The sequence below is a fragment of the Bacillus velezensis genome, from assembly GCF_001461825.1.
GTDB lineage: Bacteria > Bacillota > Bacilli > Bacillales > Bacillaceae > Bacillus > Bacillus velezensis.
The window spans coordinates 562775-583637 of the sequence record NZ_LLZC01000012.1; the positions used below are offsets into that span (position 1 = coordinate 562775).

The 20863-nt window shown below is 46.1% G+C and carries 21 protein-coding genes; 13 read left to right on the forward strand and 8 right to left on the reverse strand.

The annotated features are described in order from the left end of the window. Positions 1-6: 6 nt before the first annotated feature. The 3 genes from mce to AR442_RS07060 are packed head-to-tail and all read left to right on the forward strand — an operon-like array spanning position 7 to position 3077. Positions 7-435 (forward strand): methylmalonyl-CoA epimerase, encoded by a 429-nt coding sequence (gene mce, locus AR442_RS07050; protein WP_014418328.1) that lies wholly within the window; start codon positions 7-9, stop codon positions 433-435. After that, the gene (locus AR442_RS07055; RefSeq protein ID WP_053284915.1) at positions 422-1945 is read left to right on the forward strand and encodes an acyl-CoA carboxylase subunit beta; all 1524 of its coding nucleotides are present in this window, start codon (positions 422-424) and stop codon (positions 1943-1945) included. The genes mce and AR442_RS07055 overlap by 14 nt, the downstream gene beginning before the upstream one ends. A gap of 16 nt (positions 1946-1961) precedes the next feature. Beyond that, positions 1962-3077 (forward strand): tripeptidase T, encoded by a 1116-nt coding sequence (locus AR442_RS07060; protein ID WP_003153237.1) that lies wholly within the window; start codon positions 1962-1964, stop codon positions 3075-3077. Between the two features lie 115 nt (positions 3078-3192). On the opposite strand, the gene AR442_RS07065 is transcribed toward AR442_RS07060, so the two are convergent. Together AR442_RS07065 and AR442_RS07070 are read right to left on the reverse strand one after the other, a co-directional pair. Beyond that, entirely contained in the window at positions 3193-4029 is an 837-nt protein-coding gene (locus AR442_RS07065) for a membrane protein insertase YidC (RefSeq protein ID WP_020956057.1), read from the reverse strand. Between the two features lie 32 nt (positions 4030-4061). After that, positions 4062-4343 carry a hypothetical protein gene (locus AR442_RS07070; RefSeq protein ID WP_003153239.1) on the reverse strand — a complete coding sequence of 94 codons (282 nt, stop codon included), beginning with the start codon at positions 4341-4343 and terminating at the stop codon, positions 4062-4064. Between the two features lie 75 nt (positions 4344-4418). Between AR442_RS07070 and AR442_RS07075 the strand changes: the two genes are divergently transcribed. Then, the gene (locus AR442_RS07075) at positions 4419-5663 is read left to right on the forward strand and encodes a DNA polymerase IV (protein ID WP_053284914.1); all 1245 of its coding nucleotides are present in this window, start codon (positions 4419-4421) and stop codon (positions 5661-5663) included. 108 nt (positions 5664-5771) lie between these two features. Continuing rightward, entirely contained in the window at positions 5772-7181 is a 1410-nt protein-coding gene (gene gndA, locus AR442_RS07080; protein ID WP_003153241.1) for an NADP-dependent phosphogluconate dehydrogenase, read from the forward strand. Between the two features lie 89 nt (positions 7182-7270). Here the strand turns inward: gndA and zwf are convergent, their stop codons facing one another. Next, complete coding sequence (gene zwf / locus AR442_RS07085) at positions 7271-8740, reverse strand: glucose-6-phosphate dehydrogenase (RefSeq protein WP_012117935.1); 1470 nt, start codon at positions 8738-8740, stop codon at positions 7271-7273. Positions 8741-8948: 208 nt separating this feature from the next. On the opposite strand from zwf, the gene rnz reads away from it, so the two are divergent. Together rnz and rpmG are read left to right on the forward strand one after the other, a co-directional pair. After that, positions 8949-9875 carry a ribonuclease Z gene (gene rnz, locus AR442_RS07090; protein WP_017418101.1) on the forward strand — a complete coding sequence of 309 codons (927 nt, stop codon included), beginning with the start codon at positions 8949-8951 and terminating at the stop codon, positions 9873-9875. Positions 9876-9953: 78 nt separating this feature from the next. Further along, the gene (gene rpmG / locus AR442_RS07095) at positions 9954-10103 is read left to right on the forward strand and encodes a 50S ribosomal protein L33 (protein ID WP_003153246.1); all 150 of its coding nucleotides are present in this window, start codon (positions 9954-9956) and stop codon (positions 10101-10103) included. Positions 10104-10152: 49 nt separating this feature from the next. Here the strand turns inward: rpmG and AR442_RS07100 are convergent, their stop codons facing one another. The 3 genes from AR442_RS07100 to AR442_RS07110 form a co-directional block, all read right to left on the reverse strand. Next, positions 10153-10926, reverse strand: coding sequence for an alpha/beta fold hydrolase (locus tag AR442_RS07100; RefSeq protein WP_014418323.1), 774 nt, complete (start codon positions 10924-10926; stop codon positions 10153-10155). A 113-nt stretch (positions 10927-11039) separates the two neighbouring features. After that, positions 11040-12056 (reverse strand): NADPH dehydrogenase NamA, encoded by a 1017-nt coding sequence (gene namA / locus AR442_RS07105; RefSeq protein ID WP_003153250.1) that lies wholly within the window; start codon positions 12054-12056, stop codon positions 11040-11042. A 138-nt stretch (positions 12057-12194) separates the two neighbouring features. Then, positions 12195-12518, reverse strand: coding sequence for a GlpM family protein (locus AR442_RS07110; RefSeq protein WP_053284913.1), 324 nt, complete (start codon positions 12516-12518; stop codon positions 12195-12197). Positions 12519-12656: 138 nt separating this feature from the next. Here AR442_RS07110 and AR442_RS07115 point away from each other — a divergent pair, with 138 nt between their 5' ends. Continuing rightward, on the forward strand, positions 12657-13535 hold the full coding sequence (locus AR442_RS07115) for a LysR family transcriptional regulator (protein ID WP_012117931.1): 879 nt from the start codon (positions 12657-12659) through the stop codon (positions 13533-13535). A gap of 75 nt (positions 13536-13610) precedes the next feature. Here AR442_RS07115 and AR442_RS07120 read toward each other — a convergent pair whose 3' ends face one another. Together AR442_RS07120 and loaP are read right to left on the reverse strand one after the other, a co-directional pair. After that, complete coding sequence (locus tag AR442_RS07120) at positions 13611-13844, reverse strand: cupin domain-containing protein (protein WP_014721476.1); 234 nt, start codon at positions 13842-13844, stop codon at positions 13611-13613. A gap of 35 nt (positions 13845-13879) precedes the next feature. Next, the gene (loaP, locus tag AR442_RS07125) at positions 13880-14410 is read right to left on the reverse strand and encodes an antiterminator LoaP (RefSeq protein WP_014418319.1); all 531 of its coding nucleotides are present in this window, start codon (positions 14408-14410) and stop codon (positions 13880-13882) included. A gap of 734 nt (positions 14411-15144) precedes the next feature. Here loaP and fabD point away from each other — a divergent pair. From fabD to AR442_RS07150, 5 genes are read left to right on the forward strand one after another with little or no spacing between them, the layout of a single operon-like run. Next, on the forward strand, positions 15145-17403 hold the full coding sequence (fabD, locus tag AR442_RS07130; protein ID WP_014418318.1) for an ACP S-malonyltransferase: 2259 nt from the start codon (positions 15145-15147) through the stop codon (positions 17401-17403). 40 nt (positions 17404-17443) lie between these two features. Continuing rightward, on the forward strand, positions 17444-18424 hold the full coding sequence (locus tag AR442_RS07135; protein WP_053284912.1) for an LnmK family bifunctional acyltransferase/decarboxylase: 981 nt from the start codon (positions 17444-17446) through the stop codon (positions 18422-18424). A gap of 24 nt (positions 18425-18448) precedes the next feature. Next, entirely contained in the window at positions 18449-18721 is a 273-nt protein-coding gene (locus AR442_RS07140) for an acyl carrier protein (protein WP_003153264.1), read from the forward strand. Continuing rightward, complete coding sequence (locus AR442_RS07145) at positions 18718-20082, forward strand: long-chain fatty acid--CoA ligase (RefSeq protein ID WP_022552997.1); 1365 nt, start codon at positions 18718-18720, stop codon at positions 20080-20082. The genes AR442_RS07140 and AR442_RS07145 overlap by 4 nt, the downstream gene beginning before the upstream one ends. Positions 20083-20096: 14 nt before the next feature. Continuing rightward, positions 20097-20834: an SDR family oxidoreductase gene (locus AR442_RS07150; protein WP_029973905.1), complete on the forward strand. Its 738-nt coding sequence runs from the start codon at positions 20097-20099 to the stop codon at positions 20832-20834. The last annotated feature ends 29 nt before the right edge of the window (positions 20835-20863 follow it).

Consider the following 20863-nt stretch of genomic DNA (forward strand, 5'->3'; position numbering starts at 1 on the left):
CGCGCTATGAAAAAACTTGATCATGTCGGCATTGCCGTCAGCTCTATTGAAGCCGCGAGAGGATTTTACGAACGGATGCTCGGGCTTACGTATATGGGAGACGAGCTGGTAAACGGCCAAAATGTGAGAGTTGCTTTTTTAGAAGCGGGAGGCACAAAGCTTGAGCTGATTGAGCCGCTGTCGGACGCGTCCCCCGTCAGCTCTTTTTTACAGAAAAGAGGCGAAGGGCTGCATCATTTGGCATTCCGCTGCGCCGATATGAAGGAAACGATCAAGGAGCTTGAATCATGCCGCATGACCTTGCTTCATCATGAACTGCAAAACGGAGCGGGCGGGAAGAAGATCGCATTTCTCTCTCCAAAAGAGGCGAACGGGGTCCTGATTGAGCTTTGTGAAACAATTGAAAAAGGAGAAACTCAAGATGAGCATGAGTGATCATATCAGACACTTAAACGAAAGACGTTCCTTTTTAACAAACGGCGGCGGAGCGGAAAAAAATGAAAAACAGCACAAAAAAGGCAAGCTGACGGCAAGAGAAAGAATTGACTATTTATTGGACGAAGACAGTTTTTCAGAGCTGCAGACGTTTGCCAAGAGCCGCATGCCCGGGTGCCGGAATGCTCCGGGAGACGGAGTCGTTACCGGATACGGCACAATTGACGGACGGCCCGTGTATTTGTTTGCCCATGACTTTACCGTACTCGGCGGGACGCTCGGCGAGACACATGCGGAAAAAATCGCGGCGGTGATGGATCTGGCGGCGAAAAACAAAACCCCGATCATCGGGCTGAACGACTCAGGTGGTGCGAGAATTCAAGAGGGTGTGGTATCATTAAATGGATACGGTCATATCTTTAGGCGCAACGTCCTTTACTCGGGAGTGATTCCGCAAATTTCTGTCATCCTCGGGCCGTGTGCCGGCGGTGCTGTTTATTCACCCGCATTGACGGATTTTGTGATTATGGCGGAACATACGTCGCACATGTTTATTACAGGCCCGAAAGTCATTGAACAGGTTACGGGTGAACAGATTGACGCGGAAAGTTTAGGCGGTGCGGGAATACATAATGTGATAAGCGGAAATGCCCACTATTCCGCACGAACGGAAAAAGAGGCTCTTTCCGCTGTGAAAACCCTGCTTTCTTATCTCCCGCACGGCGGACAGACGGCATTGCCCGTTAAAAAGGAAGACGCCAGACCGTTATTAAATACCCTCGTTCCCGCGGACAGTTCGAAACCTTACGATGTGTTACAGGTAATAAAAGAGCTGGCGGATGACGGAACGTTTTTTGACATTCAGCCGTATTTTGCCAAAAACATTGTTGTCGGTTTTCTGAAACTCGGACGGCGTACAGTCGGTGTTGTCGCAAACCAGCCGAAACACTTGGCGGGGAGCCTCACGATTGATGCCGCTGACAAAGCGTCGAGATTCATCCGTTTTTGCGACGCGTTTCATATTCCGTTATTGACAATCGCTGATGTTCCGGGATTTCTCCCGGGCCTTCAGCAGGAACATGCGGGAATCATCCGTCACGGAGCAAAATTGCTGTATGCTTTTGCCGAAGCGACGGTGCCGAAAGTGACGCTCATCATCAGAAAAGCTTACGGAGGCGCCTATGTCGCCATGAATTCGAAAGGGCTCGGGGCAGATCTTGTATTCGCCTGGCCCAATGCGGAAATCGCCGTGATGGGAGCGGAAGGCGCGGCGTCGATTTTATACAGCAGAGACATACAGGCTTCTGACGACCCGGAGAAAACGAAGCGCGAAAAAAAAGCCATATACGAAAAGGAAAACGCCGGTCCGTATAAAGCGGCGGCCTGCGGAATGGTGGATGATATCATCCGGCCGGAAGACTCGAGGAAAAAATTGATTCAGGCATTTGACATTCTTGCGCATAAGGAAGAGGAAAGACCGAAAAAAAAGCACGGTAATATACCGCTTTAAACGGAGGGAACTGAAAATGGTAAACGAAAAACGTCTGCTTGAAGAATTTCTTGAACTCGTTCAAATTGATTCAGAGACAAAACATGAAGCGGAAATCAGCAAGGTGCTCAAACAAAAATTCACTGATTTAGGACTGAGCGTAAAAGAAGATGATACAAAAGAAGTGACGGGGCATGGAGCCGGCAACTTAATCTGTACGTTAAAGGGCACAAAAGATGCGGATACGATTTATTTCACATCGCACATGGACACGGTTGTTCCGGGCAAAGGCGTTAAGCCGATTGTGGAAGACGGCTATGTAAAATCCGACGGCACGACGATTCTAGGCGCTGATGATAAGACGGGTCTTGCCGCAATGTTTGAAGCCATTAAAGTGCTGAAAGAACAAAACATCGAGCACGGCACCATTGAATTCATTATCACGGCCGGAGAAGAATCGGGATTAGTCGGGGCAAAAGCAATGGATCGTTCAGACATTACCGCGAAATACGGTTTTGCGCTTGATTCAGACGGAAAAGTCGGCAACATTATTGTAGCCGCGCCGACACAAGCGAAAGTGAGAGCAACCATTTTCGGGAAAACGGCTCATGCGGGAGTAGAACCGGAAAAAGGCATCTCCGCGATTACAATCGCGTCAAAAGCGATCTCTAAAATGCCGCTCGGCCGTATTGATAAAGAAACAACGGCTAATATCGGACGTTTCGAAGGCGGCACGCAAACCAATATCGTCTGCGACCAGGTTGATATTCTGGCTGAAGCGCGTTCATTAGTGCCTGAAAAAATGGAAGCGCAAGTGCAGAAAATGAAAGAAGCTTTCGAATCTGCTGCAGCTGAGATGGGAGGCCGCGCGGAAGTGGACATCGCGGTCATGTATCCGGGTTTCAAATATCAGGACGGCGATCAGGTTGTGGAAGTCGCGAAAAAAGCGGCGGCAAAAATCGGCCGGCCGAGCGAACTTCAGACAAGCGGCGGCGGAAGTGACGCAAACGTCATTGCCGGCCACGGCATTCCGACAGTCAACCTGTCAGTAGGCTATGAACAAATCCATACGAAAAATGAAAAAATGCCGATTGAAGAGCTCGTCAAAACGGCGGAAATGGTCGTTGCCATTATCGAAACAGCGGCCAACTAAAAACGAAGCACCCAGTTGATTGGGTGCTTTTTTCATTCTTCATAATAATTGGCTTAAAGCCTTGCAGATACAAGAAAAAAACCCTGCCGGATAGGTTTCCGGCAGGGTTTCAGTATTATGATTTGGCGGGCTCCGCCTGAGCCGCAGCTTGTTTCTTTTTATGATGCGTCTGCTGTAAAAGTACATTCTGCACTGTCAAAAACAGTCCGCTTGTAAACCAGTAAAGCGGCAGCGCAGCCGGTACGTTAAGTGAAAAAATGGTCATCATGACAGGGAAAATAAAGACCATGATTTTTGCTGACTGCATCGCGGCCGGATTTTGAGCAGCCGGTGAATATTTCTCGTTTAATTTTTGGGAAATATAAGCCTGTAAGAAATACATGGCTCCCGCGCACAGTGATACAAGAATATCAGAATGCCCTAAGCTGAACCACAGAAATGAGTGTGAAGCGATTTCCGGCGTTGAGCGGATGGCGTAATAAAAACCAATCAAAATCGGGAATTGCACCAGCATCGGAAGACATCCCATTGCCATCGGATTCAGATTGTGCTCACGGTAAAGCTTCATCATTTCCATTTGCAGTTCTTTTTGTTTTTCCGCATCTTTCGTTTGTTTCATTTTAGCCTGAATGCTGTCGACCTGCGGTTTGATCACAGCCATTTTTTCCTGGAACACCCGCTGTTTCTTAAATTGGTTCACAAACAAAGGCAATACAACGATCCGGACGATAATCGTCACCAGAATAATCGACAGTCCGTACTCACCGTGGAACAGGCCCGCCACACCTTTTAAAAGTGCCGAAAACGGCTCGATCAGGTAATCGTGGAAAAAACCGATATTCCCGAGGCCTCCCGTCTGAGTCTGAGATGTCGCCGCAAAAGCCGAGCGGCCTGTGCACAGTACGATAAAAAATAATCCGAATGCGATCCATTTTTGATATGTTTTAGACAATTATGTCTCCTCCTTTTTATCTTCACTTGCCGTTATAAAAGGAGGAAGCTGACATCTTCATCATCATTCGCCGGTGAATTCATGCGGATGACTTTACGTATCCAAGTTGTAATGCGATGATATATAATAATAAGAAAGTCTGTTCGGTTCAGCTGAACGACTGCTTGATGTTCATCTATTCGTTTCGTTCTCCAATGCTCGCCTGCGCGGCGCTCACGCAAAAGAAAAGCGATGCCGATCGCGGTCAGAGCGGGGAGAATAATTGTGAAAAAATCGACTAAAAATAAAAAGTCATTCATTGACTCAAGAATCATTTTATCACATCCATTCAGCTCTTATTTTACTACATATATATAAGGTTGTCTATGAAAGGAAAGGAGGCGCCGGGAGTGGCCGGAAAAGGGAGAATTATATTTCATATCGATATGAACAGTTTTTATGCCTCCGTAGAAATGGCGTATGATCCGTCTTTAAGAGGAAAACCTATCGCCGTTGCCGGAAACGTGAAGGAACGGAAAGGAATCATCGTCACCTGCAGCTACGAAGCGAGAGCGCGGGGCGTAAAGACCACCATGCCGGTGTGGCGGGCAAAACGCCTCTGTCCGGAACTCATCGTCGTGCCTCCGAATTTTGACCGCTACCGGAGTTCGTCAAAAGAAATGTTCAGCATTCTGAGGGAGTATACGGATTTAGTCGAGCCTGTTTCTATTGATGAAGGATACATGGATATTACGGACACACCGCACAGACACAGGGCGTATGAGACAGCCGAAGACATTCAGGCGAGACTGCAAAAAGAGCTTTTGCTTCCGTCAAGCATCGGCATCGCCCCGAATAAATTTCTTGCCAAAATGGCGTCTGACATGAAAAAACCGCTCGGCATCACCATTTTAAGAAAAAGAGAGCTGCCGGACGTCTTATGGCCTCTTCCGATTGAAGAGATGCACGGTATAGGAACGAAAACTGCGGAAAAAATAAAAACGCTCGGCATCAAAACGATCGGTGATTTGGCAAAAGGAGATGAACATGCGCTGAAAACGCTTCTCGGCATAAACGGCCCGAGGCTGAAGGATAAAGCGAACGGCATCCATCCTGCAGAAGTCAATCCCGAGCGGATTTATGAATTTAAAAGCGTCGGCAACTCATCCACCCTGTCGCATGATTCGGCTGACTGGGATGAATTAACGGGCGTGTTTGACCGGCTCGCGCTGTCTGTGAGCGAACGGCTCCAGCGTAAGGAGGTCATGGCCTGCCGGCTGTTCATCATGATTCGGTATGCGGATTGGAAAACGGTCACAAGAAGCATGACCCTCAGCAATCCGGCTGATCAGAAAAAAGACATCATGGAAGCGGCGATGGAACTGTTTGACAAGCACTGGAACCAAAATCCGGTAAGGCTTCTCGGCATCACCGGGACGGAACTGGTTGAAAAACAGCAGGCGTATAAACAGCTTGATCTGTTTTCATTCAAGGAGGACGCAAAGGATGAGCCGATTTTTCAGATGATGAACGAGCTGAATGAAAAATACGGCCAAAACCTGATCAGAAAAGGCGCCGTTATAAAAAAAGAAGTAAGCAAAACAAGGGGAACGAGCTTTAACAGAGACTTTTTTCAGGATGAAAAGAAAAGGTGAATAACTTGAAAAAAGGGGTTATGTATGATAATTTCTTTAGTATAAATATCATTTTATTTTAATTTAAATTTTAAAATGGTTAAACGTTTGAAGAAGGGACGTTAGAATATGTCAAAACAACAAATCGGAGTTATCGGTCTTGCGGTAATGGGTAAAAATCTGGCTCTTAACATCGAAAGCCGGGGATTTTCTGTGTCTGTATACAACAGATCAAGCAGCAAAACGGAAGAGTTTTTAGAAGAGGCAAAAGGCAAAAATGTTGTCGGTACATACAGCATTGAGGAGTTTGTCCAGTCTCTTGAAACACCCCGTAAAATTTTATTAATGGTTAAAGCGGGAACTGCAACGGATGCGACGATTCAATCTCTTCTTCCTCATCTGGAAAAAGACGATATTTTGATTGACGGCGGAAATACATACTATAAAGATACACAGCGCCGGAACAAAGAGCTTGCCGAAAGCGGCATTCACTTTATCGGAACGGGTGTATCAGGCGGTGAAGAGGGAGCGCTGAAAGGGCCTTCTATTATGCCGGGCGGCCAAAAGGAAGCGCACGAACTCGTGAAACCGATTCTAGAAGCCATTTCTGCTAAAGTGGACGGAGAAGCTTGTACGACATACATCGGCCCGGACGGAGCGGGGCACTATGTAAAAATGGTGCACAACGGTATCGAATACGGTGACATGCAGCTGATCTCTGAGTCATATTTCATTCTGAAACAGGTGCTCGGATTGTCTGCCGAAGAGCTTCACGAAGTATTCGCTGAGTGGAACAAAGGAGAGCTTGACAGCTATCTGATCGAAATCACGGCTGACATTTTCACTAAAAAAGATGAAGAAACGGGCAAACCGCTTGTTGACGTCATCCTTGATAAAGCAGGCCAAAAAGGAACGGGTAAATGGACAAGCCAAAGTGCTCTTGACTTAGGCGTTCCGCTTCCGATTATCACTGAATCTGTTTTTGCGCGTTTCATTTCCGCAATGAAAGAAGAGCGTGTGAAAGCAAGCGGCCTTCTGTCCGGACCGGACGTTAAGCCGGTCACTGAAAATAAAGAAGAGCTGATTGAAGCGGTCAGAAAAGCGCTCTTCATGAGTAAAATCTGTTCTTACGCACAAGGCTTCGCCCAAATGAAAGCCGCGTCTGAAGAATATAACTGGGATCTGAAATACGGTGAAATTGCAATGATCTTCCGCGGCGGCTGTATCATCCGCGCGGCGTTCCTGCAAAAGATCAAAGACGCATATGACCGTGAACCGGAGCTTGACAACCTGCTGTTAGACAGCTACTTCAAAAACATTGCAGAAAGCTACCAAGGCGCCCTTCGCCAAGTGATTTCACTTGCCGTAGCCCAAGGCGTGCCGGTACCTTCGTTCTCAAGCGCACTTGCGTATTACGACAGCTACCGTACGGCAGTGCTTCCTGCAAACTTGATTCAAGCGCAGCGTGATTACTTCGGCGCGCATACGTATGAACGCACAGATAAAGAAGGCATTTTCCATACTGAATGGATGAAGTAATGAAGAAGCCCCCGCAGTTATTGCGGGGGCTTTTCTGATATTAAAAACCGCGGGCCGTCATGAACGGCACCGCGGTTTTTGATGTTTTCTTATATATTCCACCAGTGGAGACCGTCTTTTTCAAGAAGATCGTCCGAAGCTTTCGGTCCCATTGACCCGGCTTCATAATTCGGAGAAAGGGTTTTGTCGGCTGCCCACGTTTCGGAAATCGCATCGACGAAATTCCAGGAAAGCGCCACTTCGTCCCAATGGGCAAAGTTTGTCGCATCACCGAGCAGACAGTCATGGATTAATTTTTCATAGGCTTCCGGTGTGTTCATTTCATCACTGCAGTTGCTGCAGTAATCCAGCTTAATCGGCTGAGCATGAGCGGCTCCGCCTAATTTTTTAGCGTTCAGATATAGTGTGATGCCTTCATCCGGCTGAATATGGATGACAAGCAGGTTCGGATTTACATTCGTTTCATTGCCGTAATAAAGGTTCATCGGAATGTCTTTAAATTGAACGACGATTTTCGTTGATTTTTCTTTCATCCGTTTCCCTGTACGGATATAAAACGGAACGCCGGCCCAGCGGAAGTTATCGATTAACAGCTTTCCGGACACGAATGTTTCCGTATTGGAATCCGGTGCTACATTTTGTTCATCTGTATAGCTCGGTACAGCGTTTCCGTCAATCGTTCCCGCTTGGTATTGTCCGCGGACGAAGAAGTCACTCACTTCGTTTGGAGCGACAGGGCGGAGAGCTCTCAGCACCTTCACTTTTTCGCTGCGGATTTCTTCCGTGTTCAGTTTAATCGGCGGTTCCATCGCCAAGAGAGCGACCATTTGTAAAATATGGTTTTGAACCATATCACGGAGTGCGCCTGATTTCTCGTAATATCTCGCACGATCCTCAACGCCGAGATCCTCACTTGACGTAATCTGGATGTTTGAGATGTAGCGGTTATTCCACAGCGGCTCAAACAGCGCATTCGCAAACCGGATGACTTCGATATTTTGAACCATTTGTTTGCCTAAGTAATGGTCGATCCGGTAAATTTGATCTTCCGTGAAAGCTTCGCGTATTTCTTTGTTAAGCTCTTTCGCACTCGGCAGGTCATGGCCGAACGGTTTTTCAATGACGAGACGGGACCAGCCATTTGTCGCTGTGACACCTTCGTTTTTAAGTGATTTTGCGATAGTGCCGAAAAACTCAGGAGCCATCGCCAAGTAAAACATTCTGTTGTTCGGGATTTCATATGTATGTTCAAGCTGATCAAGCAGGACATTCAGCTCCTGATAGGAACCCGGATTCGTTACATCAAACGGATGGTAATAAAAATGAGATGTGAAATCGTCTATGTCTTTTTGCCCGGCAGAAGAAACAGACGTTTTAACGGTTTCCCGGAGGTCCTCGTTTGACCAAGGTCTTCTTCCAACACCTACAACTGCAAACTCTTCACCAATTTGACCATTTTTATATAAACGGTGAATGGATGGGTAAAGTTTTCGTTTTGCCAAATCCCCTGTGGCACCAAATATTACAATTACTGCTTTTGGTTTGTCGTTTGTTTTCACTTAGAGTACCTCACTTTATCTGAAGCATGGTTTAAAACCCCGCATATTTCCTTCATTTTAAATCTAAAATTCGTTGAAAGCAAACATTTCAGCCTGTTTTTTGTGGTTTGCGGAAAAAAATTAATCAGGCCGGAGAAGGTCCGGGTGAATTCACATTTTCAGCCTGATCCTGTATCCTTAGTAGTACAAAGATCTAGGAGGAAGCATTGTGGAATTATTATTTTTAGGGACGGGGGCCGGCATGCCGGCAAAGACGAGAAACGTAACGTCCGTCGCGCTGAAGCTTCTTGAAGAAAGGCGTTCCGTATGGCTGTTTGATTGCGGAGAAGCCACTCAGCATCAGATATTACATACAACAATCAAACCGAGGAAAATTGAGAAGATTTTCATCACCCACCTTCACGGCGACCATGTTTACGGTCTTCCGGGTCTGTTGGGGAGCCGTTCATTTCAGGGCGGTGAAGAAGAGCTGACGATTTACGGGCCAAAAGGCATTAAAGCCTTTATCGAAACAAGCCTGCACGTGACGGCGACTCATCTGACGTATCCTCTTACCGTACATGAAATCGAAGAGGGGACGGTTTTTGAAGATGAGCAATTCATTGTTACCGCAGCATCCGTCATTCACGGCGTGGAAGCGTTCGGCTACCGGGTTCAGGAAAAGGATATTCCCGGCGCATTGCAGGCCGGCAGATTGAAAGAAATGAATATCCCGCCCGGACCCGTCTATCAGAAAATCAAAAAAGGCGAAACGGTCACACTTGACGATGGCAGAATCATTAACGGGCGGGATTTTTTGGAACCGCCGAAAAAGGGGAGAATCGTCGCTTTTTCCGGGGATACGAGGGCATCAGAGCGGGTAACGGAGCTGGCGCGCAATGCGGATGTGCTTGTTCATGAAGCGACGTTTGCCAAGGAAGATGCAAAGCTCGCACATAATTATTATCACGCGACGACAGAACAGGCTGCGCAAACGGCAAAAAAAGCAGGCGCCAAACAGCTGATCTTAACTCATATCAGCGCAAGGTATCAGGGTGAATCGCCGATAGAGCGTCTCGAACATGAGGCGAAAGCGGTATTTGAAAACAGTAAGATCGCATTTGACTTCATGGAGGTCACTGTGGAGCGGTCTTAAAAAATGGATGCTTGACATTTTTTTCTGATGAGATATAATAAAACGAAATAATTACGATTTGTATAAGGGGTGAAAATGATGCGTGTGAATGTTACATTGGCCTGTACAGAGACAGGGGACAGAAATTATATTACGACGAAGAACAAACGGACGAATCCGGACCGGTTAGAAATGAAAAAGTATTCACCCCGGTTGAAAAAGTATACGTTGCATCGTGAGACAAAATAGATCACGATAACAAAAGCCATTGTGCCGCTGCACAATGGCTTTTGTTTAATCAGTTTACCGCCTGATAGGCAGGAGCATTCATTTGCTGGCGCACCGCGCACCAAACATCATAAATGGCAAGGTGGACGATGTGCGGTTCATCGTGGTGAATGGCATGAGAACTGTTTTTGGCCTGAATCCATCCGCTTTGATAAGAGACATCAAGCATGCTTCTGTGCAGTTTCACCCATTGTTCATGAGCGTGCTTTAAGTGCTCATCCCGCTCTCCCGATGATAAAATCAACAGCGGCATATCGCCGAAATGAATCTGCTGATGCTTGATCTGACGAAGGCTCGTCAAAAATTCCGCGTGTGATCCTTCCAATATGAACTGTTTCAAATAGGCGGCTTTCATTTCTTCGGGAAGAAGCGGAAGCACTTTCGTCTCCTGATCCTCAGAAACCGGATCAAGCATCACCATCCCGAGAATATCCCGGCGGTTCCGGCTCGCCCAAAGTCTGCTGATAATCGCGCCGTATGAATGCGAGACGACAAGATAAGGAGGCTTGACGCCGGCCTTCAGAAGAAGAGCGTTTAATTCCTGTACCATGTGGTCCGCCGTTCTCTTGTTTCGGCTTTGTCCGCTTTTGCCGATTCCGGCTCTGTCATATGTGAAAACCCCAAATTCTTCATCTATGTCAGCGAGTAATGATGTCCATGTTTCAGAAGAAGTGCCGTAGCCGGCTTCAAAGACGATCGTCACTTCGCCGGCGCCTTTACGGTGTTTCGTATAAAACGGACACCCGTCAATCAGATATGTCCTTTCCATCCATGCTGCTTTCATTGGAGTCATCCCCTCTAATTGGTTCTATAGGGAAGACGGAGAAGCTTCGGCAATCGTTTCTCAAAAAATAAAAAAAGAGACAGCCGGATCGAAAAACTCCGGCTGTCACTTCATCACCATGCTCTGTCGTATTGAACCGGTGACGGTATTTCAGTATTCAGCTGCTTCGCTGCACTCCTTGCAAAGTGCGGATCGCGCAGAAGTTCTCTCGCGACAAAAATAAGGTCAGCGCGGTTGTTTTGCAGAATTTCTTCCGCCATTGTTCCCGTCGTTATCAAACCGACGGCGCCTGTTGCGATTTCGGCCTGTTCACGGATTTTCTCCGCAAAGCTCACTTGGTAGCCTGGGAAGACGTTAATATCAGCTTGAACGAGTGCGCCTGAGCTGCAATCAATGAGGTCGACTCCCTGTTCTTTCATCCACTTCGCAAAACCGATATGATCCGCAATGTCCAGCCCTTTGTCTGTATAATCCGATGCAGAAATACGGACAAATAACGGGCCGTCCCAGACTTCCTTGACGGCTTCAATGGTCTCGCCTAAGAAGCGGTAGCGATTTTCATGTGAGCCTCCGTATTCGTCTGTACGGTGATTGGACAGAGGGGACAAAAATTCGTGCATTAAGTAGCCGTGTGCCGCATGAAGTTCAATAATGTCAAAGCCCGCTTCTTTCGCGCGCGCCGCTGCCTGTTTGAATTCCTGAATGGTTTCTTTAATTTGTTCTGTCGTCATTTCAGCCGGTGTTTTGGACTGCTCATCGAACGGAATGGCTGACGGAGCGTAAATGTCTCCCTCAAGCTCAGCTTTACGTCCGGCGTGCGCAAGCTGAATGCCGATTTTAGATCCTTGCGCTTTCACTTGTTCCGTCAGTTTGGCAAAACCTTCGATATGATCATCGCTCCAAATGCCTAAATCCTGATCGGAAATGCGCCCCTGCGGATTAACGGCTGTCGCTTCCACGATAATCAGGCCGACCTGGCCGATTGCACGCGATATATAGTGCGCCATATGAAAAGGCTGCAGTTTTCCGTCCTTCTCATGTGAGGAATACATGCACATCGGTGCCATAACAATACGGTTTTTGATCGTTACATCTTTAACGGTCCATGGTGTGAATAATTTTCTGGCCATTTATTTCGCCTCCCGGAATGTTTTAGACATTGATTATAACAATTCATGATCATTCAGTCATATAAACTGCTCACGACTGAGCGCATTGTTATTATTGTTCTGGAAGGGCATTTTTTTATACACATCGGTGCCGTATCTTCATAACAGGTATTTACAGCCGATCATATAGCAAATATAGATGAGAAACGCACCGATGACTGCGTGGCCACCTTTGAACCAGTTTGTCAGGATGAAAATACTGCTGATGAAGATCACCGCGCCGAAGGCACCGAATATTCCGTTTTTTTGAGCGGCTCTGAAATCGTCGGGGCTCATATTTTTCAGCTGCAAGTGAATATTCAGTAGCGTCATGATTGGCAGCAATGTAATAACGCCGGATAAAAATAAGTATTTCGATTTGCTTAAATACGCGGCGGCCACCATAACAGTGCCGCCGATAAAAAATTGAATGAGAAAACTCATGCTGAAACGCTCACCTTCTGTTTGTTATCAAGTATAATGATGGAGACATTGCCATTTTATTTTTGATTGATGTATAAGTAAACTAAATATAACTAATGCATTGGATAATAAAGAATGATATCTGGGAGATGAAGCCGGTTGGATTTAAAGAAGCATTTAGCCTTTATTAAAACGGTTGAAAGCGGCAGCCTGACCCAAGCCGCTGCCATATTGAATTACACACAGCCGAACATCAGCCAAATGATCAGTAAATTAGAGGAAGAGTACGGTTTTCCGCTTTTGATCAGACAGCGGCATGGAGTGAGGCCGACCGCAAATGGCTTGAAAGTGTTACATATTATGAAGGAAATTCAAAAAAACTATGAAAAACTGTCTGAAACCGTTGATAATATTAATGGGTTAGAAAGAGGGGAAGTCCGGCTCGGCACTGTTACGAGCGTGGCGGTAAAATGGCTGCCGAAAATTTTGAGGGAATTTAATGAGCTGTATCCTTCCATTAAGGTGCATTTGTTTGAAGGAAATTCTACTGAACTGGAAGAATGGCTGAAAGATGACCGGATTGATGCGGCGATCGGGACATCCCACAGCGAGAAGTGGCATTTTTACCCGTTGGCAGAGGACCCGATTGTAGCGGTGATGAGCCCGCAGCATGAATTGGCGCAATGTGAAACGGTTCCGTTACATGTCATGGAGTCCGTCAAATGTATCGTGCCTTATCCGGAGACACATTTTGATGTGCTGAAAGTGCTGAAGGAAGAAAAGATCACGCCGCGGGTCGCCTATCAAATCAGAGGGGATGAAGCGATTATTGCAATGGTGCGGAACAATCTGGGGATCAGCATCTTGCCGCAGCTTTTGGTGAATGATTGTGATGTGCTCATCAAACGGTTCGACCGGTATGTCTCCAGGCAGCTCGGCATTTTGACAGCTCATGCAAAGGAGACGCAGACACCTTCTGTCCAGAAACTGATTCAATGTATACAAGAATGGGTTGCGGTCCATCAGGCTTCTGTCTGAAGAAGCCTGATATGCGTTTAAGCCGGTTCAGCATAATAGACCTGTATAAAATATGTCACCGGTTCATCCGAGGAATTAAAATAACTGTGCGGCATCGCCCGAAGTCAGCACATGCTTTTCGTCATAAAGCTCAACCGTCAATTCACCGCTTTTGATTAAAATGTATTCTTCCCCTAAATGTGATTTTGCCTCATGGGCGCAGCCCGGCTTCAGGTCAACTATGCCTTGAAAACAAAAAGTCTGACCGTGACGGTGGTGAGCGAGATTATTTTGATGGCGGGCTTTCGCTTGTTTATATAAAAAGGGCATCAACGGCACATGCTGTTGATGCTTTTTTTGACATGCTAGGGTTTGGAGAGCACTTCAATTCCGACGTTGACCATTTTGTCCAGTCCCATAAAAGACAGGCAGATTTTGGCGCGTCTTTTTCTTTTATCGATCTTTTTAATAATGCCTTCCATTCCTTTAAGAGGCCCTGAGGCAACGGTTACTTTTGAATTTTCAATATAGACTTTTGAATAATCTACAGTGTCTCCTTCTCCGATCAGCCTGATAATAGGGAGGATTTCTTCATCTGTAATTGTCGTGAAATAGGTTTTACGCTCTTTGGAATAATATGCGCCGTTATTCACGATTCTGCATGAAATGGGGAGTTCTTTGATTTTATGAAATGTCCGCTCTGTCATCTTCGTTTTAAACAGCACATATCCCGGAAACATCTTTTTGAGTGCCTCGTATTTGATTCCGGCTTTTCGTTCTGTGACTTTTTTCTTGGGTATGATTGAGTAGAGAGCCTGCTCATCAAACTGCAGACGCAGAAATTTTTGAACTATTTCTTCTTTTCCCGACTCTACAAAAAGTGCGTACCATTTCATGACTGGATCCTCCTTAGAATAATAAGAAATTATTATACAAAGAAAGTATTTAATGGATAGTATTTAAAGTGATTAAAAATTTTTCTAATTCGTCTTTTTTTTACATAATATATGAAAATGAAAAATAAGTATAGACCCAATTGATAGAGAAGCGATGAATTTTCTTTGACATGAAAAGGGTTCAGGGAATTATCTGACATTTATCCCGAAACAATTATGCCGACTGTCCACCGAATATAAAACTGTGGAATAAATGTCAGAAAATAACGAAATAAAGCCTTGACATTATTATCTATAAATTGATATTATTCTCTTTAAATAGCAACTATTTGTTAAATTTATTAAATTGATGTAAAGCACCTATTAAATTTCAATCGCTGTTTCGGCACGTTGAAGAGGAAATAGGGATTATAAAAATGATTGTAGTGTATATATCTACATATACATGATAAGGGAGAAGTGTGCCGTTATCGCTGTTTTCGGGCATATTGGCACTGCAGCTTGTCATGAGAAACATTCAGTAAACAAGCAATATGTTTTAATATAAATTATGTTAGAAAAGGAAAACACAATGCGTTTGCGATTTTTAAACCTGTGCTGAATCGCAAACGCGTTTGTGTTTTTATTTTTATGCCGGTGTTTACACCAGTCAATATATGAAAATAAGAGACGTTTTTGTATGGAGAACCACATGTGATGTACAAAATTGGCGATGCGGAAAGGATGAGGATAAGATGCTTACGTTTGTGTTCCCGGGGCAGGGTTCTCAATTTAAAGGAATGGGAGCCGGACTGTTTGATGAATTTCAAGATCTGACACGTCAGGCTGATGACATATTAGGCTACTCTATAGAAGAATTGTGTCTGGAGGATCCGAATCACCAGCTGGGGAAAACGCAATTTACCCAGCCGGCGTTATATACGGTGAGTGCACTCAGTTATTTAAAGAAAATGAAAGAGTCCGGCAGAGAGCCTGATTACGCCGCAGGGCACAGTTTAGGAGAATATAATGCGTTATTTGCGGCCGGCTGCTTTGATTTTGAGACCGGTTTGCAGCTTGTTAAAAAAAGAGGGGAGCTCATGAGCAAGGCAGCTCCCGGAGGCATGGCGGCGGTTTTGGGGTTTACGGCTGAACAAGTAAAAGAGGTTCTATCCGATTATCATCTGACCGGCATTGATATCGCTAACCACAATTCACCTTCGCAAATTGTGATCGCCGGAACGAAACAAGACATTGAAAAAGCGGGCCCCGTCTTTGAAAAAGCCGGCGTGAGAATGTACCTTCCTTTAAATGTGAGCGGCGCCTTCCATTCCCGCTATATGAAAGATGCTGAAAAAGAGTTTGCAGATTATTTAGAAGAAACGGCGTTTTTGCCTCTTCGTTTTCCGGTGATCTCAAATCTTCATGCCGCACCTTATAAGAATGATGAAATCAAAACAAATCTGACTCTGCAAATGACCAATCAGGTAAAGTGGACGGACACGATACGCCGTCTGATGGGACTTGAAAATAATGAAATTGCAGAAGTCGGGCCCGGGGAAGTGCTGACAAAACTGACGCGTCAGATTAAAAAAGATGCCGTCCCATTACCTATGCCGAAAGAAGAGTCTGATACTGCTGATGTTAAAGCATCGGCAGCTGATTCGCAAAAAACGGCGGGAATGAGATTAGGGAACGAAGATTTTAAAAAAGAGTATAACATCCAATATGCTTACATGACGGGCTCCATGTACAGGGGAATTGCTTCGGAACAGATGGTCATTAAAGCGGCAAAAGCGGGAATGCTGGGCTTTTTCGGAACGGGCGGATTGAGTATCGAACGGATCGGACAGGCCATCGGAACCATCCGGTCTGCACTGCGGCAAGGGGAAACATTCGGAATGAATCTTCTTCATCATATGATGTCACCTGACAAGGAAGTCAGAATGATAGATTTATATTTGAAAAACGGCATTCATCTTATTGAAGCATCGGCATTTATGGGCATAACCCCCGCTCTCGTTATATACAGGGCAAAGGGATTAAGCAGGAATCATGACGGGTCGGTGTCAGTTCAAAACAGAATCATCGCGAAAGTATCCCGGCCTGAAGTCGCTGAGGCCTTTCTAAGTCCGGCTCCGGCTCATGTGCTGGAAAGACTTGTGTCTGATAATCGGCTGACAGCCGGGGAAGCGGCGCTTGCCAAAGAAATTCCGATGGCTGATGACATTTGCGTTGAAGCGGATTCAGGAGGGCATACCGACCAAGGGATTCCGTATACATTAATGCCTGCCATGATCAGACTCAGAGACCGCATGATGGAGAAGCACGGTTATGCGAAAAAAGTAAGAATCGGCGCAGCCGGGGGCATCGGCACTCCGGAAGCGGCTGCTGCGGCGTTTCTGCTCGGCGCCGAATTTATCGGAACCGGTTCTATTAATCAATGCACGGTCGAAGCCGGGACAAGTGATTCAGTGAAAGATCTGCTTCAAGAAGCGAACGTGCAGGATACGTCATACGCTCCCGCGGGAGATATGTTTGAAGCGGGAGCAAGGGTGCAGGTGCTGAAAAAAGGCCTGTTTTTCCCGGCAAGAGCCAATAAACTTTTTGACTTGTACAGACAATACAATTCTTTAGATGAAATAGATGAAAAAACGAAAACATTAATTGAAGAAAAGTATTTCCAGCGCAGTTTTGAAGAGGTGTATGAGCAGTTGAAACGTGATAAATCTCCTGCACAGATCGCCAAAGCCGAACAGAATCCGAAACACAAAATGGCGATGGTATTTAAATGGTATTTTTCTCATACGACAAGGCTCGCTCTGGAAGGAAAAAGCGAAAGTAAAATAGATTACCAAATTCATTGCGGCCCTGCGCTCGGCGCGTTTAATCAATGGGTGAAAGGAACCCCGCTTGAAAATTGGAGAAACAGGCATGTCGATCTGATCGGCAAACAGCTCATGGAAGAAACAGCCGGCCTTCTTGCGCAAAGGCTGGTATCGATTACAGGCTGAGTATGACCAGCCATTACATTTTTTCTGCGGAGGACAGACCATGCTGATTGAAAATCATGAATTAACGATGAGCCATGTCGGGTTAGGGAATTTGAATGAGTACGCGCTGCTGCTGTTATTCGGCAACGCACACAGTCACCATTTAACGGACGGAACGGGATTCCGGCCTGATCAGATGGCCGATCACCAAGGGCTGATTTTGTATCCGGCTTATTTTATGACACATCTCAAAGTTCCTTCAGATAAGCCTCTTGATCAGTACCGATTATGGGACGAGGTTTCCGTCGGAGTCGATATCTCCCGGTTTGGAGAAACCATATTAGAATCTGATTATTTGTTCGGGCCGAAAGGAGCGGTCAGCTCTGATAAAAGCGAGTGGGACCGGGGACGGTTTCCTTCTATGAAAGCCAATAGTTTAATTGTCGTCGACGTCACACAAACAGAAGGTTCGACCCGAAAAGTCTCAGCGCCTAAGGCTGAATGCATTGCGGAACTTTCTAAGCTAGCCAAGCCGCCTTACGCGCTGATGCGGTCAAAGAAAATCAGAACGGACGCCTTCGGTATGAAGCCGGGCAATCTCAAAACAGCAGACCCCGTTTCATATCGGGTTCCTGTTGATCAGGATGCTGCGCAGGGGCATGCCATGGTGTTTGCGAAATTCAGCAAGATAATGGATGCGGCGGAATTTGAATGGATGACGCGCCGGTCGAAGCCGGGTTTTCCGGTTTCAATCGCGCGGCATTTATTTTTGCTTGAAAGAGAGACGTATTATTACGGAAATTGTTTTGCAGATGAAGAGCTTGATATTTATATGACGGGACACATTGAAGAATGCGATCCCGACTTTCACGGTGAGTCCCTCGGTATGATCTCAGTGGCGAAAATCAGCTATCAGATTGAAGTCTATATGAAAAGAAATCATACATTGCTGGCCATTTCCAAGGTGGATAAGCTGCTGGCGGTGCCGACCTCTTCACAAGATCATATTCCGGATTATAAACGGGTCATCAGGAGTTTATAAAATGAAGAATGGAGCTGAAAGTAAATGGAACAAACCAAGGAAATGAAGCAGATCATCGCTCAAATCATTCAGGACATTCAAGAACAGCAGTCATATCGGGCCGTCGAAGCGGGAGATGATGTGAGAGTCATAGAGGATCTGGGCTTCTCATCACTGGATATCGCTCAATTAGTCGCACAGATGGAGATGGAAACCGGAGTAGATCCTTTTTCCCAAGGAGAAACGATTTCCAGCATTACAACCGTCGGCAGCATTTGTGATATTTATCAAAAATATATGGACAGTGCTCAATCATGAAAACAGAAAGCGGGGGAGATATCAGCTGGGTGACTGATAAGCTTAGGGAAACGCAAGACAGTGAGTTTCTCATTTTTAAAGGGCAGACTTTTACGTATGATGATTTGCTGACACGAATCAGCTTTTTTCAGAAAGAACTTGAACAAAACGGAATACGTGAAGGAGAATGTGTGGCGCTTATCGGGGATTATTCCCCGAACGCCATTTTTTTGCTGATGGCGCTTTTGTTAAACCGAAATATCGTTGTCCCTCTCAGTAATGAGTCAAGGGAAAAGCATCTCGATATGTTTGAAGACGCGAAAGTGAATCAAATCATTGAAATAAATGAAAATGACAGCTGGACGCTTCGTGAAGGTTTTGAAAGCGCCTCTCACCCTCTGCTTGATGATCTGCGCGAGAGAGGGGAGTCAGGCATTATTATTTTCACATCGGGAACCTCCGGCAAAAGCAAAGCATCCGTGTTAAGCGCCGGCCGGCTGCTTGAAAAATATAAAACGGCGAAGAGAAAACCGCTGCGTACGCTTATTTTTCTGAAATTGGATCATATAGGCGGCATTAATACGCTGTTTGCGATTCTGTTTAACGGGGGGACGATCGTCACATCAGACAGCAGAACGCCGGAGTCCGTTTATCAGGCGGTCGACAAACATGCTGTCCAAGTGCTCCCCGCCACCCCGACCTTTTTAAACATGCTGCTGATGTCCAAGGCGGATGCCGGATATAACCTCTCTTCACTCCGGCTGATCACTTACGGCACAGAGCCGATGCCCCAATCAACGCTGCGCGGCATCCACCGGCTGTTTCCGGATGTACGGCTGAAACAAACATACGGATTAACTGAACTGGGTATATTCTCAACGAAATCAAAAGACAGCCAATCCACTTGGATGAAAGTGGGCGGTGCCGGAACAGAGACCAAAATTACCGGAGGCACGCTTTGGGTCCGTTCTGAGTCGGCGATGCTCGGCTATTTAAACGCACCGTCACCCTTCGATGAGGACGGCTGGTACGACACCGGTGACCAGGTGGAAACAGACGGCGAATATATAAGAATTCTCGGAAGAAAGAGTGAAATCATTAATGTGGGCGGAGAGAAAGTGTTTCCGGCAGAGGTGGAAAGCGTCTTTCTGGAGATACCGAATGTCCGGGATGTTCTCATAACGGGCAGAAAAAATCCGATTACGGGCGAGATTGTCGCGGCAGAGGCCGTGCTTGAAAAAGAGGAAGATATCAAATCTTTCAGAAAGCGGGCCGTAGCTCATTGCAGACAGAAGCTGCAGCCATATCAGATACCGCAGATCATCTCTGTTACAGATCGGAAACTGTCTAATGATCGATTTAAAAAAATAAGAAACGTGTAAAACAGGAGGCAAATATGAATAACGGAAAAGTAGCGGTCGTCAGCGGAGGAAGCCGGGGGCTGGGAAAAGCGATTGTACAGACGCTTTTGGATGAGGATTACAAAGTAGCCGCTTTCAGCCGCAGTGAATCTGATTTTATTAACACATTGAGAGAGAGTGAAAAGTACCGCGGCCGCTTTTATTGGGAAGCGGCGGATGCGGCGGATGCTGCCGCCATGAAACAGTTTGTTCTTCAAGTATACCGCAAGTTTTCCAGAATAGACGGCTTGGTCAATAACGCCGGTTTGAACCTTGATCAGCTTCTGCCCCTGACCAATGATGAAGACATTGACCGCATCCTCAATCTGAATATCGGTTCAGTCATCAAGCTGACCCGAAACGTTTCCCGGGTCATGCTGAAACAAAATTCCGGATCAATCGTTAACATAAGCTCCATTATCGGTTCAAGAGGATTTAAAGGCACTTCAGTCTACAGCGCATCCAAAGCGGCTCTTGACGGCTTGACGCGAAGTCTGGCCAGGGAGCTCGGGTCTAAAGGAATCCGTGTCAATTCACTTGCGCCCGGTTTTGTGGACACTGATATGACGAAAAATATGCCGGAAAAACAAAAATCGCAGATTATCAGAAGGACGCCGATGGGGCGTTTAGGCGAAACAGACGATATGACCGGACTCGTTCGTTTCCTGCTTTCTCCTGAATCGTCCTTTATGACCGGACAGACAATGGCGATAGACGGCGGATTAACTTGTTAAAGCACAGAAAAATTCTTTTGTACAAGGGA